Source organism: Corynebacterium sp. HMSC08C04, from assembly GCF_001807495.1.
Taxonomy (GTDB): domain Bacteria; phylum Actinomycetota; class Actinomycetes; order Mycobacteriales; family Mycobacteriaceae; genus Corynebacterium; species Corynebacterium simulans.
This window is the reverse complement of record NZ_KV789229.1, coordinates 277,665-290,388: the sequence shown is the minus strand read 5'-3', so window position 1 is coordinate 290,388 and position 12,724 is coordinate 277,665. Positions and strand designations below refer to the sequence as shown.

15 protein-coding genes are annotated in these 12,724 nt (G+C 62.0%); 5 read left to right on the top strand and 10 right to left on the bottom strand.

The window, feature by feature from the left end:
- Nucleotides 1–139 precede the first annotated feature (139 nt).
- From HMPREF3169_RS11355 to HMPREF3169_RS11335, 5 genes are all read left to right on the top strand, one after another.
- Nucleotides 140–976 carry a DUF368 domain-containing protein gene (locus HMPREF3169_RS11355; protein WP_070456656.1) on the top strand — a complete coding sequence of 279 codons (837 nt, stop codon included), beginning with the start codon at nucleotides 140–142 and terminating at the stop codon, nucleotides 974–976.
- Between the two features lie 9 nt (nucleotides 977–985).
- The gene (locus HMPREF3169_RS11350) at nucleotides 986–1,864 is read left to right on the top strand and encodes an ABC transporter substrate-binding protein (RefSeq protein ID WP_070456653.1); all 879 of its coding nucleotides are present in this window, start codon (nucleotides 986–988) and stop codon (nucleotides 1,862–1,864) included.
- Nucleotides 1,857–2,786: an amino acid ABC transporter permease gene (locus tag HMPREF3169_RS11345; RefSeq protein ID WP_061922712.1), complete on the top strand. Its 930-nt coding sequence runs from the start codon at nucleotides 1,857–1,859 to the stop codon at nucleotides 2,784–2,786. Before HMPREF3169_RS11350 ends, HMPREF3169_RS11345 begins: the two co-directional genes overlap by 8 nt.
- Entirely contained in the window at nucleotides 2,786–3,550 is a 765-nt protein-coding gene (locus HMPREF3169_RS11340; RefSeq protein WP_070456650.1) for an amino acid ABC transporter ATP-binding protein, read from the top strand. Before HMPREF3169_RS11345 ends, HMPREF3169_RS11340 begins: the two co-directional genes overlap by 1 nt.
- Nucleotides 3,551–3,638: 88 nt before the next feature.
- Nucleotides 3,639–4,628, top strand: coding sequence for an HNH endonuclease signature motif containing protein (locus HMPREF3169_RS11335; RefSeq protein WP_070456641.1), 990 nt, complete (start codon nucleotides 3,639–3,641; stop codon nucleotides 4,626–4,628).
- Nucleotides 4,629–4,678: 50 nt separating this feature from the next.
- Here the strand turns inward: HMPREF3169_RS11335 and nusB are convergent, their stop codons facing one another.
- The 10 genes from nusB to mltG form a co-directional block, all read right to left on the bottom strand.
- Nucleotides 4,679–5,158 (bottom strand): transcription antitermination factor NusB, encoded by a 480-nt coding sequence (gene nusB / locus HMPREF3169_RS11330; RefSeq protein WP_062038889.1) that lies wholly within the window; start codon nucleotides 5,156–5,158, stop codon nucleotides 4,679–4,681.
- Between the two features lie 8 nt (nucleotides 5,159–5,166).
- Complete coding sequence (gene efp / locus HMPREF3169_RS11325; protein WP_062038886.1) at nucleotides 5,167–5,730, bottom strand: elongation factor P; 564 nt, start codon at nucleotides 5,728–5,730, stop codon at nucleotides 5,167–5,169.
- An 82-nt stretch (nucleotides 5,731–5,812) separates the two neighbouring features.
- Nucleotides 5,813–6,904, bottom strand: coding sequence for a M24 family metallopeptidase (locus tag HMPREF3169_RS11320; protein ID WP_070456638.1), 1,092 nt, complete (start codon nucleotides 6,902–6,904; stop codon nucleotides 5,813–5,815).
- A gap of 63 nt (nucleotides 6,905–6,967) precedes the next feature.
- On the bottom strand, nucleotides 6,968–7,393 hold the full coding sequence (gene aroQ, locus HMPREF3169_RS11315) for a type II 3-dehydroquinate dehydratase (RefSeq protein WP_070456635.1): 426 nt from the start codon (nucleotides 7,391–7,393) through the stop codon (nucleotides 6,968–6,970).
- 12 nt (nucleotides 7,394–7,405) lie between these two features.
- A complete protein-coding gene (gene aroB / locus HMPREF3169_RS11310; RefSeq protein WP_070456632.1) occupies nucleotides 7,406–8,476 on the bottom strand; it encodes a 3-dehydroquinate synthase in 1,071 nt (356 codons plus the stop codon).
- A gap of 13 nt (nucleotides 8,477–8,489) precedes the next feature.
- A complete protein-coding gene (locus HMPREF3169_RS11305) occupies nucleotides 8,490–9,026 on the bottom strand; it encodes a shikimate kinase (protein WP_070456629.1) in 537 nt (178 codons plus the stop codon).
- A 3-nt stretch (nucleotides 9,027–9,029) separates the two neighbouring features.
- Nucleotides 9,030–10,241 (bottom strand): chorismate synthase, encoded by a 1,212-nt coding sequence (gene aroC, locus HMPREF3169_RS11300; protein ID WP_070456626.1) that lies wholly within the window; start codon nucleotides 10,239–10,241, stop codon nucleotides 9,030–9,032.
- Between the two features lie 51 nt (nucleotides 10,242–10,292).
- The gene (locus HMPREF3169_RS11295) at nucleotides 10,293–10,682 is read right to left on the bottom strand and encodes a prepilin peptidase (RefSeq protein WP_070456623.1); all 390 of its coding nucleotides are present in this window, start codon (nucleotides 10,680–10,682) and stop codon (nucleotides 10,293–10,295) included.
- A gap of 11 nt (nucleotides 10,683–10,693) precedes the next feature.
- Nucleotides 10,694–11,500 (bottom strand): shikimate dehydrogenase, encoded by an 807-nt coding sequence (locus HMPREF3169_RS11290; RefSeq protein ID WP_070456621.1) that lies wholly within the window; start codon nucleotides 11,498–11,500, stop codon nucleotides 10,694–10,696.
- Nucleotides 11,500–12,687 carry an endolytic transglycosylase MltG gene (gene mltG / locus HMPREF3169_RS11285; protein WP_070456618.1) on the bottom strand — a complete coding sequence of 396 codons (1,188 nt, stop codon included), beginning with the start codon at nucleotides 12,685–12,687 and terminating at the stop codon, nucleotides 11,500–11,502. Before mltG ends, HMPREF3169_RS11290 begins: the two co-directional genes overlap by 1 nt.
- Nucleotides 12,688–12,724 lie beyond the last annotated feature (37 nt).

Here is a 12,724-nt window from a genome sequence, read left to right as displayed (position 1 = left end):
ATATACCGCGAGTGGTATTTATTGTGATAGGTTTATTCCTCGGGCGGCGCGGAGATTTTCTCCGACTGCTTAAAAATCTCGGCCGTGTTGCGGCACGTCACGCCCTAGAACCCAATCATCCAAGGTTAGTTTCGAAAGTATGCAATATATTCTCAACGCCATTCGCGGCGCACTCATAGGCTCGGCAGAGCTCGTTCCCGGAATCTCCGGTGGCACTGTCGCGCTTATCGTGGGCATTTACGAACGCGCGCTGCACAATGCAAACTTTCTCATCTCTGGCCGGTTCAAAAAGGTGGAATGGGGCTTTCTCGCCTCCGTCGCTGTAGGCATGTTCGCGGCCGTATTTGGACTGTCGACGCTGTTGCATAACTTCGTCGAGAGCCAAGTATCGATATCAAGCGCCCTGTTCTTAGGAATGGTGACGGTATCCATCTTCGTGCCGATCTCCATGATGACTCGGGCTGAGCGCTTCAAGGTCTCCTCCATCGTCACCTTCGTGGTGGCGTCCGTACTTATTTTCTTCGTCACGGGATTCACCTCGGAGCCGGTGGACAATCCCTCACTCATCGTGGTCTTCTTGGCCGCCATGGTAGCGGTCTGCGCGCTCGTGCTCCCCGGTGTCTCGGGCTCGCTGATTCTGCTGACGATGGGCCTTTACCAGCCAGTCATCGGCGCCGTTTCCGACCGCGAGCTTGGCACCATTGCCGTATTCGCCTTGGGTGCCCTGTGCGGCCTCGCAGCGTTTGTAAAGCTGCTCAACTACCTATTGGATAATCACCGCTCGCTGACCCTGGCAGCCATGGCCGGCTTCATGTTCGGCTCCCTGCGCGCTTTGTGGCCGTGGGGTGCGGACCAGGACGCATCCAGCGGGGCAATCATCGCGATGATGGTGCTCGGCGGCATCATCGTATCCGTATTCATCTTCATCGACGCGCGCAAGGCCAAGGCCTACAACGAGCCGGAAAAGCAAAGTTAGAACACCCCAATGAAAAGAAAAATCGCCACCACAGCCGTGGTACTAAGTTGCACCGTCCTAGCGACGGGATGCGTCACCAACGAGGAATCCTCCATGCCTGAGGGCTGGCAAGCACCTGACATCGAGATGGTTCCGGAAATCGCGGCGATGTACCACGACAACGATGGCGTGCTCACGGCGGGCACCAACCCGCCGTTTGCGCCCTTCGAGTTCAAGGACTCCGATGGTGCGCTCGTCGGCGTTGAGATGGACATCACCAACGCTATTGCCGACGTCCTGGGGCTCGAGTTCCAGCCCGTCGAACAGGATTTCTCGCTCATCCTGCCCGCGGTGCAATCCGGGCAAATCGACATCGGCGCCTCCGGATTTACCGATAACGAGGAACGCCGCAAAAACTTCGACTTCGTCGACCACCTCTATGCCGGCATCCAATGGGCCGAGCGCACCGAGGGCATCAAAGACGTAGACCCGGAAAACCCGTGTGGGCTTACCGTCGCGGTCCAGCGCACCACGGTCTCGGAAACCGACGACCTTAATCCGAAACGCGATGCCTGCGGCGGCGACCTGCGCATCCTGGCCTATGACACCAGCGACAACGCGGCGCTTGCCGTGTTGATGGGCCGCGCGGACGCAATGTCCGCCGACTCGCCTGTCTCCTCCTGGGCCGTCAACCGCTCAGAGGGCAAGATGCGCATGGTCGGTGACATGTTTGACGCCGCACCTTATGGGTTGGCGGTGCCGAAAGACTCCGAGCTCGGTCCTGCTGCCGCTGCGGCACTGGACTACCTCATCGAAACAGGCGAGTACGAAAAGATTTTGAGCCGCTGGGGCATCTCTGAGGGCCTCGTGGACCAGGCAATGATTAACGAAAGGCCAGTCAATGACTAAGACAACTCCGGCCGCGCAGCCGCAAGAAATTCAGGCTCGTCCCCTGCGTCACCCATGGCGCTGGGTCTTTGCCACTATCCTCGTCCTTCTAGGGCTCTGGTTTGTCATCGCCTCCGCGCGCAACGAGGCATTTGGCTGGGATACCTACTTCCAGTACCTCTTTGACAAGCGCATCGGGGCCGCATCCCTGCATACCCTGGCCATTACCATCCTCGCGATGCTCATCGGCGTCGTCGGTGGCGCGGTGCTCGCGGTGATGCGCATGTCCCCCAACCCGGTTTTGCGCGGCGTCGCCTGGCTATTTTTGTGGATCTTCCGCGGCACCCCGGTCTACGTGCAGCTGGTGTTCTGGGGCCTTTTATCCGCGCTATATCAATCCATCAACCTCGGATTCACCGAGATTTCGCTCTCGGGAGTGTTGACCAACGCCTTCCTGCTGTCCGTGCTGGGTCTCGGCTTGAACGAGGCGGCCTACATGGCAGAAATCGTCCGCTCCGGCATTTCTGCAGTGCCGGAAGGCCAGAAAGAAGCCTCCAAGGCTCTGGGCATGGGCTGGTGGATGACCATGCGCCGCACTGTGCTTCCGCAGGCGATGCGCATTATCATCCCGCCGACGGGCAACGAGTTCATCTCCTTGCTCAAGACCTCCTCGCTCGTGGTTGCGGTGCCCTATACCTACGAGATTTTCGGCCGCGCCACCGATATCTCCGCCGCTCTCTTCGAACCCATCCCGCTGCTTATGGTCGCGGCCACGTGGTACCTGGTGATCACCTCCTTGCTGATGGTGGCCCAGTACTTCTTGGAGCGCCGCTTCGAACGCGGTGCCACGCGTGAGCTCACCGGGCGTCAGCTAGCAGCGCTTGCCGACGCCGAGGGCACAATCCCCCGTAACGTTTCCGTCATCCCGGAGGTAAATAACTAATGGCTACGCCAATGATTTCCGCACAAAATGTGCACAAGTCCTTCGGCAGTTTGGAAGTGTTGAAAGGTATTACTCTCGACGTCATGCCGGGCGAGGTCGCCTGCCTGTTGGGACCTTCAGGCTCGGGCAAGTCGACGTTTTTGCGCTGCTGCAATCACCTAGAAAAGGTCACGGCGGGCCGACTATACGTCGACGGGGACCTGATTGGTTACCGCGAGCGCGACGGAGTCCTCTACGAGATTACGGAAAAGCAGGCCGCCGCCCAGCGCACCGATATCGGCATGGTGTTCCAGCAATTTAACCTTTTCGCCCACCGGACGGTGCTCGAAAACATCATTGAGGCGCCGGTGAACGTGAAAAAGCAGCCGGTGGAAAAGGCAAAGAAACGCGCGATGGAGCTGCTCGAACAGGTAGGCCTTGCGCACAAGGCGGATGCCTATCCGGTGCAGCTTTCGGGCGGCCAGCAACAGCGCGTGGCCATCGCGCGGGCGGTGGCGATGGAGCCGAAGCTGATGCTTTTCGACGAGCCGACCTCTGCACTCGATCCCGAACTCGTCGGCGAGGTATTGCGCGTGATGAAGGTTCTCGCCGCGGGTGGAATGACCATGCTGGTGGTCACCCACGAGATGGGATTTGCCCGAGAAGTCGCCGACAAGATTTTCTTCATGGATGGCGGCCAAGTCATCGAATCTGGCACTCCGCAGCAGGTCATCGACGATCCGCAGCACCCGCGAACCAAGGAATTCCTCTCCTCGCTGCTATAGCGAGCTTACGATGAGTTATCCACAGATTTAGCCCGAAAAAGAAATTGGGGCTAGCAATCGGTTGACTAACGCTCCTAGCGTTTAAGGCATGACTCTTCAGGCATACCTTGATGCACTGCGCCCCGGCATGGAAATCATCGCCGGGGCCCAAGGCATGTCTGCCGCGCAATTAGAAGCCCTCGGCGCCCCGGATACCGAGGCCCGCATGCTCGCCCGCTTGGCGCACACCTACTTCGGTCCGACCAAATTTAGCGCCAAACAGCGCACGGCCCGCGAGTCCACGCACAGTCTGCCGGTGCTAAAAATCATCGAACGCTACGCCGCCAAGGCGGCCAATCAGGCCGAAGCGTGGCGGCTGCGCGAGAAACTCTGCGCGCTCCAGGCGCCCGCCAGCGACATCGAAAAGCAGGCGCGCCGGCTGACCCGCAGGCCAGCACGGGGGCCGCGTGCTGGGGCGCGGTTGTATCGACGTCGCAAAGCGTGGACACTTGCCATCACCGGCCCCAACGACATGATTGCGGACTTATGGGCGCGCTTGGATAAGACCAAGCCTGTGGAACAACTGACCGGCCTTCTCTACGGCGGCGTGAAGGCTGCACAGCGCCCGACGCCGCGCACCAACGTCATCGTGCGCCTGCCAGAGTTTATCGACGTCCTGCACGGCACGGGCGACGAGATCACCCTGCGGCTGACCAACGGCGCCACCATGACTGGAAAAGATTACCTGGAGCGCGTGCTTGCCGACGCCGGCCTCGGCGAGCTGTTTACGCTCATCCACCCGGTGGAAGGCCCGGTGAACCTATACCGCGCACAAAGGCACGCCAGCTCGAAGCAGCGACTTATGGCGGCCGCGGAAAATCCGACGTGTCCGTGGCCGGAATGCAACATCGGCGCCGATGAAGCCCAGGTCCACCACATGCACCCCTGGCGCTTAGGCGGCGAGACCAACATGGCGAATCTGACCACCTGCTGTGGCTACCACAACGGGGTTAACCAAGACGACCCGAACGCCCCGCCAGGCCGCGGGAGGCTAGACCGCATCGATGGTGTGGTCACTTGGCACCGCGGGCGCTGCTAAAAACGCGCAAAAGCGCTGCTCCTTAAGGGGAACAGCGCTTGTTGGCGTGCCTAATGTTCCTCTGACATGGGGTTGTCTGCGGACTGGGCTTGGATGACGTCGTCAAGCACGGCGTGAATATACGGCGGTGCCTGATGATTGGAGTACTCGGAAGCTAGCTCCACGCCCTCCACGAGTGCGGTTGCGTTCGGGACATCCTCGTTGAAAAGAATCTCCCACACGGCCACGCGCATAATTGCGCGGTCGACGGCCGGGATACGGTGCAGCTCCCACTCAGAAGAAAGGTAACGCTCGATGGTCTCGTCGATGGCGTCGAGCTCTTCGGCCGCGCCCTTGACGATGACCTGAGTGTACTCGGCAACCGGGGCGACGCCGTTGGCGTCCTCGCGGGCCAGTTGGACGCGGTCCTCGATGATGCTTACGGGATCGACGTCGCGGTTTTCTGCCTCGTACAGAATGTCCGCGGCGCGGCGGCGCGCGCGGTAGCGCGCCGTGTGGCGCTTGTAGTTGATGTCTTTTTGCTCAGACACGTTGCGCCCTAGTTGTTGACGCGGGAGAGGTACTCGCCGGTGCGGGTATCGATCTTGAGGACGTTGCCGATCTCAATAAACAGCGGTACCTGGATCTCGGCGCCGGTCTCGAGGGTAGCTGGCTTGGTGCCGCCGTTGGAGCGATCGCCCTGCAGGCCTGGCTCGGTGTGCTCAACCTTCAGGTCAACGGAGATAGGCAGCTCGCCGAAAAGAGCCTCGCCGTCGTGGAAGGAGACCTGCACACGCATGTTCTCCAGCAGGAACTTGCCGGCCTCACCGAACTTGTCGAAAGGCAGCTCGAACTGCTCGAAGGTCTTATCGTCCATGACAACGAAATTCTGGCCATCGTTGTACAGGTAGGTCATGTCGCGACGATCTACCGTTGCGGTCTCCACCTTGACGCCAGCGTTGAAGGTCTTATCGGTGACCTTGCCGGAGACGACGTCCTTGAGCTTGGTACGCACGAATGCAGGGCCCTTGCCCGGCTTAACGTGCTGGAACTCGACGATCTGCTGCAGCTTGTTGTCAATCTTGAGAACGAGTCCGTTCTTGAAATCGGTGGTATCAGCCATGGATCAAACTCCCAGTAAAAATAGTGGTGAAAACAGTGTTCCAGCATACCTTATGCAGGTTTGCCAGCATAACAGGGCCAAATTATAGAACCTGCAAGTCCTTCGGGAATGAAGTGATGATCTTCGGCACGCCGGAGGTGATGATAAGCGTATCCTCAATGCGCACTCCGCACTTGCCCGGTACGTAGATACCCGGCTCGATGGTAAGGGTCATGCCCTCGGCAAGTTCGCCCTTACCCGTTTGCGCAGCAGCCGGGCCCTCGTGCACGTCAAGGCCGATGCCGTGGCCGGTGGAGTGCACGAAGTACTCGCCGTAGCCGGCCTCGGTGATGATGTCGCGGCAGGCGGCGTCGACGTCGACAAGCTTGGCCCCTGGCACCGCCGCCTTGACGCCAGCCTCTTGGGCGCGCAGGACGATATCGTATATCTCGCGGGAGAGCTCGTTCGGCTCCCCGACCGCGAAGGTACGGGTGCAATCGGAGTTAAAGCCACGCAGGTGCGCGCCGAAGTCGATGGTTACGAGGTCGCCGGAGACCAGTACGCGATCGTCGGCGCCGTGGTGCGGCTTTGCGGAATTCGGGCCGGAGGCGACGATGGTATCAAAGCTCACGCGCTCAGAACCCAGCTTGCGCATGCGGTATTCCAGGTCTGCCGCGATCTGGCGCTCAGTGCGCCCCACTGCTACCTCGCTGGCAGCAACCAAGCCCTCCAGCGCTTCGTTGGCCAGCGCCGCGATGTGTTCGAGGCGCTCCAGCTCCTGTGGGTCCTTCACCAGGCGAATGTCTTCGATGACTCCGCTCATCGGAACCAGCTCCACTCCCTCAGGAGCTGCCTCTTCCAAGGCCTTGAACTCAGATACGGAGACATAATCGGCCTCAAAGGCCACGCGCAGTGGTCCCTCGAGGCGCCTGAGCAACGCCGGACCCACCGGGCGGCCCAAGACTGCTTCGAGGTCTGGGACTTCTTCTGCAATCTGGGTGGTATAGCGGCCATCGGTTGCCATCAGCGCCGAGAGGTCCTTGCGCAGCAGCAGGCCACCGTTGGAGCCGGAGAAGCCGGAAAGGTAGCGCACATGCACCAGGTGGGTTACCAAGACGGCGTCGATGCGCATGCCGGCTACCTCTGCAGCGAGCTTGCGGCGGCGGTCACTAAAGCGGGTATCAGCGAGTGTCATGTGTTAATCCTTTTCTTCTTGACGGTCAACCCATGATAACGCCCACCACCCGCGGGTTTGGGGCTAATCGCTGAGAAAATAACCGAGTGCGGCCTCGTAGCCGTAGATACCCAATCCGGCGATAACCCCGCGCGCGATCGGGCTTAAATAAGAATGTTGGCGGAACGGCTCGCGCGCGTGCACGTTGGAGATATGCACCTCGACGAAGCCGGCGCCGTCGGCAACCTCAGCAAGGGCGTCGCGCAGCGCGACTGAAGTATGCGTAAAGCCGCCAGGGTTGATGATGACGGGCCAGCCGGCGTCGGCAGCCTCGTGGACCTTATCGATGAGCTCGCCTTCGTGATTGGACTGGTAGAACTCCAGCTCTGCCTCACCTGCGGCCGCACGCATGCGCTTTTCGACGTCCGCGAGGCTCGTCGTTCCATACACTTCCGGCTGCCGCTTGCCCAGGCGGTTTAGGTTGGGGCCGTTGAGAACCAAAATCTTCATGTCTGCTCCGAACTAGTGGGAAATGGCTGCATAAGCCGCGCGCAATTCGGCCTCGGTGGCATCTTCGATGCGGGTGGTCTCGCCGATGCCGGTGAGGGCTACGAAACGAATAGCACCCCCGCGGTTTTTCTTATCCCTCGTCATGGCCTGGTAAAGCTCGTCGAAGTGGCCTGCTTCGTAGGTCGTGGGCAGGCCGAGCGAGCGCAGGATCTGGGTGTGGGTGTCCAAAACGGCGGCGTCGATAAGCCCGCGGGCGTGGGCTAGGTTGGCGACGAACATCATGCCCACGGCCACGGCGCGGCCGTGACGCCAGGTGTAGTCCTCGCGCAACTCGATGGCGTGGCCGAACGTGTGTCCATAGTTGAGGGTCTCGCGCAGGCCGGCCTCTTTGAGGTCCTCGCCCACCACGCGGGCCTTGACCGCGATGGAGCGCTCGATAAGCTCGGGCAGACCGCTAAGCGGGTCGAGGCAAGCGGCGGGATCTGCGAGGTAACGCGAGATGATGACTGGATCGTGGATGAAACCGGTCTTGACGATCTCCGCCGACCCGGCGACGATTTCATCCTCTGGCAGGGTGTGCAGGCGGTCCGAGTCTACGAAGACGGAATCGGGCTCGTGGAATGCCCCGACCAAGTTCTTGCCGGCAGCGGTGTTAATGCCTGTTTTGCCGCCGACGGCGGCGTCTACCATCGCCAGCAACGTGGTGGGCACCTGGATGACCTTGATGCCGCGCATCCACGTCGCGGCAAGGAACCCCGCGAGATCGGTGGCCGCTCCCCCTCCGAGTCCTACGATGGCGTCGCGGCGACTGAAGTTTGCCTCGCCAAGGCTGTCCCACAGACCACCCACGACGTCGAGGCGCTTGGCGGCCTCGGCATCGGGAATGGGCAGCAGGGTAACCACGACGTTGCGCGCGGCAGCCTCCGCGGCAAGCTGACGAGCGACGGCCGCGACGGCAGGCTGGAACACGATCCCCACTTGGCCCGCGCCGGTTGTGCTGAGCCGGTTTGCGATGGCTTCGGTCAAACCCGCGCCGACGGTGACCTCATAAGGGCTAGGGCCTGAAACTGGAATCGTGGTCATAAAAACTCGTTTCTTAAAGCGTGTCGATAAAGCCCAAGATGGCGCCGACTACCTGCTGTGGGCTGCGCTTATCGGTGCGGACCTTCAAGTTGGCGACCTGCTCGTAGTACGGCCTGCGCAACTCCAGCAGCTCAGCGTAGTGCGCCAGGGGGTCGGCGGCGGCGAGGACGGGGCGGTTGGCGTCGCCAAGCGTGCGGGTTACCCCTTCCTCCGGGGAAACGTCAAGGAAAATGACGGTGTGGCGGTCCAGGAGGTCGCGGGTGCCTTCATCGAGCACGGCCCCGCCGCCCAGGCTGACGACGCCGCGCGAACACAGCGCTTGCTTTACCACTTCCGCCTCCAGCTCGCGGAAGGCCGACTCACCCAGCGAGGAAAAGACCTCTCCACAGGCCGCGCCCTCGCGCTGTTCAATCATCTGGTCGGAGTCGACGAGTTCGCAGTTGAGGGAATGAGCTAAACGGCGCCCGATGGAAGACTTACCCGCCCCAGGTGGCCCAATGAGAACAACGCGGGGACGCGGGCTACCAGTCACGGAAACCGGTGTGGTCATTACTTACTCCTGTTCAAAAGCAAGACGCTGGGAAACATACTCATTGTAGGCGGCGATATTGCGCTTGGTCTCCATGACGCTATCGCCGCCAAACTTTTCTAGCACCGCGCGCGCGAGAACGAGGGCGACCATGGCTTCGGCGACCACGCCCGCGGCGGGCACCGCGCACACATCGGAACGCTGGTGGATGCCGGTGGCCGCCTTGCCGGTTGCCATATCCACGGTGCGTAGGGCGCGCGGGACGGTGGAGATCGGCTTCATGGCAGCGCGCAGACGCAGGGTCTCGCCGTTGGTCATGCCGCCTTCGAGACCGCCGGCGCGGTTGCTCAGGCGAGTAACGCCCGCGCCTTCCCGCACCATTTCGTCGTGGGCCTCGGAGCCGCGGCGGCGGGCCTCCTCGAAGCCGTCGCCTACTTCTACGCCCTTGATGGCCTGAATGCCCATGAGCGCAGCGGCGAGCTGGGCATCGAGGCGGTCCTCGCCGGAGATGTGCGAGCCCAGGCCAATGGGCAGGCCTTCGACAACGACCTCGACAATGCCGCCTAAGGTATCTCCCTGCTTTTTGGCGGCCTCAATTTCCGAAATCATCGACGCTTGCGCATCCTCGCCGAAGGCGCGCACGGGTGAAGCATCGATGGCGTCGAGATCCGCGTGCGTCGGTGTGGGGCCCGCATAAGGCTCCGAGGCGCCGATGGAGATGACGTGGGAGATAACCTCCACGCCGAGGGTCTCGCGCAGAAAGTTACGCGCGATGGTGGCGGCGGCCACGCGCGCGGCGGTCTCACGAGCTGAGGACCGCTCCAGGATCGGACGCGCCTCGTCGTGGCCATATTTGACCATGCCTGCAAAATCCGCGTGGCCCGGCCGCGGGCGGGTCAGCGGGGCGCCACGGCCGGAAGCCATGGCCTTGGCGGTCTCCTCGTCGGACATGTCCAGCGCGTGTGGTGACATGATGGTGGTCCACTTTGGCCACTCGGTGTTACCGATCATGATCGCAATCGGGCTGCCCAGAGTCTTACCGTGGCGGATGCCAGAAAGGAGAGTTAATTCGTCGGCTTCGAACTTCATGCGGGCGCCCCGGCCATAGCCTAAGCGGCGGCGTGAGAGCTGGGCAGCGATGTCATCCTGCAATACTGGTACCCCGGACGGCATGTGCTCAAGCATGGCGATGAGCGCCTGGCCGTGGGATTCACCTGCGGTAGTCCAACGAAGCATGCGGGTTATTATCGCACGCCGCGCACACGCGGGCTAGCACTAGGGTCGAACTTAGAGCGCAATCACACACGCCGCCGCAGCCAGCAGCATTCCGGGCCCGTGCGGGGGTGCGGCGTCGCGGCGGGCAAGGCCCCATAACGCAGTGCTAAGCGACGCCCCCATCATCGCCAGCAACTGCCCCATCACCCCTGCTTCGTGGACGGTCCACATGCCCAGCGGAAAGGCGAGTTTAATGTCGCCGCCGCCGACCCCGCCGCGCCATAGTGCGAGTGCGAGGTAGAGCCCCGGCCAGATGAGCCCGGCCGGGGAAAAGATACAAAGCGAGATAAGGCAGGCGGGCAGGGTAAGCCAATTGGGTAGGCGTTTATAGCGGATGTCGAATATACACAGCATGACTATCCACGCGGCGATGCAGGCGTGGATATAAAAGTTTCCCCCCATGGGGCCACAGCCTAGCTCAAGGCTGCATCGAGGGCAGCGCGCATGGTGGCTTGCGGCGCGGGATGGCCGGTAAACTGCTCAAACTGACTGAAGGCTTGATGCGCGAGCATGACGTGGCCGCCCACCGTGGCGTAGCCGTTGGCGGCCGCATGCGAGACGAGCGGCGTGGGCCAGGGATCGTAGATGACGTCGAGGACTGGCGCGTGGGCTAGGTCAAAGAGGTGACCGTCGAGGGCCGCGGAGGGAACCGTGGAGACGATGAGGTCTGCCTCGCGCGCGAGGGCGGCGAGGTCAGCGTCGAAGGTGGCGCGATAAAGCTTGAGGCCGAGGGCGTCGGCAAGCGGGGCGAGCTCGGCGAGCCGGTCAGAGCGGTTCAGCACGGTGACGTCGGTAATACCGCGCTGCGCCAGGGCCCAAAGCGCGGGGCGGGCGGTGCCGCCGGAGCCGATGAGAAGCGCGCGACGGGCGGTCTTTTCCCCCATTAGGACCGCCAACGCACCGGCGACGCCCTCGGTGTCGGTGTTGTCGGCGCGCCAGCCCTGCTCGGTGCGTACAAGGGTATTCGCAGAGCCAATGAGTTCGGCACGTTCAGTGCGCTCCGTGGCGCAAGAAAGGGCGGCGAACTTGCCCGGCATGGTCACGGAGAAACCGCGGAAATCAGCAGGCGCTTCCTCGAGAAAGCGCGGCAGCGACGCCGCCGTGACCTCAAAGCGGGTGTAGTCCCAGTCCTCTAGCCCCAGGGCTGCATAACCGGCGTTATGCAGCACCGGGGACAAGGAATGGTCGATGGGTTGACCTAGAACCGCCGCGCGTGGCATTACTCGGCTGGCTTTGCTTCAGGATCCTCGCCACCCTGCACGCCGCCGCGCTGGGAATCGAGAATGCCGGAGTTGATGGCCTTGTCAACGTTGGCCAAGTGCTCGTCGTAGTTATCGGTGAACACGGTGGTGCCGTCGGCGTCGATTGTGGCGAAGAACAGCCAGTTGCCCTCCTCCGGGTGCTCCATGGCGTCGATTGCTTCAACGGAAGGAGAAGCAATCGGGGTATCCGGCAGGCCCTCCTTAGCGTAAGTATTCCACGGGGTGACCTCGGCACGAGCTTCATCGGAAGTCGCCAGCTCTACGTCCGGCAGGCCGTAGTTAACGGTGGAGTCCAGCTCCAAACGCATCGGCTCGTCCAGGCGGTTCAGGATGACGCGGGCCACCTTGCCGAACTCGCCGGCCGGGGACTCGCGCTCGACCAAGGATGCTGCAACCAGCAGCTCGTATGGGGTCTTGCCCATAGCCTGCGCGCGGTCGACGATGCCGGTCTCGTTGTAGCGCTCGGTAGAACGAGTAATCAAGTCCTTCAAGATGGCCTGCGCGTCCATGTTCGGATCGACCACATACTGGCCCGGAGCAATAAGACCCTCAAGGCGCTTCGGGTCCTCGCCACGGGAGCGAATCTTCTCCAGCGCCCATTCGGGCGCGCCAAGCTCGGCCGGATCGACGGTCGCCGCGACCTTCTCCAGTTCTTCCTTGGTCACGGAGCCGCCCTCTTGCTCAGAGACTTGCGCGATCAGCGAGTAGACGCCGTAGCGAACATCGCCGCCGACAACCTTAACGTCGGAAAGCGTGGCTCCGCCCTGCACGTCCAAAGGATCGACCTTGTTTTTGTCATCGAGCAGCGCAGAAACCGCCGCCTTTGCATTCATCTCCTCCTGCAGGCGGTAGAAGCCCGGCTGAATGCTGCCAGCGCGAGGGTTGGAGTTGGCCGCCGAGGAGAAAGCATCCGCGGTCTTGACCACGTTCTTTTCCACGAGCTCCGGGCCGAGCTGGCTCATCGACGAGCCTTCTGGGACCTCGACCAGCTGCACGGTGCCGTTGCCGGTTCCCTCATAGTCCATGCTGCTGCCTCCTCCAAGCAAGCGGAAGCCGATGTATCCCAGGGCGCCGATGATAAGCACCACGGAGGCCACCACCACGGCAAGGCCGCGCTGGCGGCGCTTGACGTGCTTCGGCTCCATGGAGCGCCCGATTCGTTCTTGGTTTCGGCTCACGTAA

Bases quoted from the DNA above. Each gene is read 5' to 3' on its own strand.
- HMPREF3169_RS11355 (WP_070456656.1), top strand. From the start codon at position 140: ATGCAATATATTCTCAACGCCATTCGCGGCGCACTCATAGGCTCGGCA.
- HMPREF3169_RS11350 (WP_070456653.1), top strand. From the start codon at position 986: ATGAAAAGAAAAATCGCCACCACAGCCGTGGTACTAAGTTGCACCGTC.
- HMPREF3169_RS11345 (WP_061922712.1), top strand. From the start codon at position 1,857: ATGACTAAGACAACTCCGGCCGCGCAGCCGCAAGAAATTCAGGCTCGT.
- HMPREF3169_RS11340 (WP_070456650.1), top strand. From the start codon at position 2,786: ATGGCTACGCCAATGATTTCCGCACAAAATGTGCACAAGTCCTTCGGC.
- HMPREF3169_RS11335 (WP_070456641.1), top strand. From the start codon at position 3,639: ATGACTCTTCAGGCATACCTTGATGCACTGCGCCCCGGCATGGAAATC.
- efp (WP_062038886.1), bottom strand. From the start codon at position 5,730: ATGGCTGATACCACCGATTTCAAGAACGGACTCGTTCTCAAGATTGAC.
- HMPREF3169_RS11320 (WP_070456638.1), bottom strand. From the start codon at position 6,904: ATGACACTCGCTGATACCCGCTTTAGTGACCGCCGCCGCAAGCTCGCT.
- aroQ (WP_070456635.1), bottom strand. From the start codon at position 7,393: ATGAAGATTTTGGTTCTCAACGGCCCCAACCTAAACCGCCTGGGCAAG.
- aroB (WP_070456632.1), bottom strand. From the start codon at position 8,476: ATGACCACGATTCCAGTTTCAGGCCCTAGCCCTTATGAGGTCACCGTC.
- HMPREF3169_RS11305 (WP_070456629.1), bottom strand. From the start codon at position 9,026: ATGACCACACCGGTTTCCGTGACTGGTAGCCCGCGTCCCCGCGTTGTT.
- aroC (WP_070456626.1), bottom strand. From the start codon at position 10,241: ATGCTTCGTTGGACTACCGCAGGTGAATCCCACGGCCAGGCGCTCATC.
- HMPREF3169_RS11295 (WP_070456623.1), bottom strand. From the start codon at position 10,682: ATGGGGGGAAACTTTTATATCCACGCCTGCATCGCCGCGTGGATAGTC.
- HMPREF3169_RS11290 (WP_070456621.1), bottom strand. From the start codon at position 11,500: ATGCCACGCGCGGCGGTTCTAGGTCAACCCATCGACCATTCCTTGTCC.
- mltG (WP_070456618.1), bottom strand. From the start codon at position 12,687: ATGGAGCCGAAGCACGTCAAGCGCCGCCAGCGCGGCCTTGCCGTGGTG.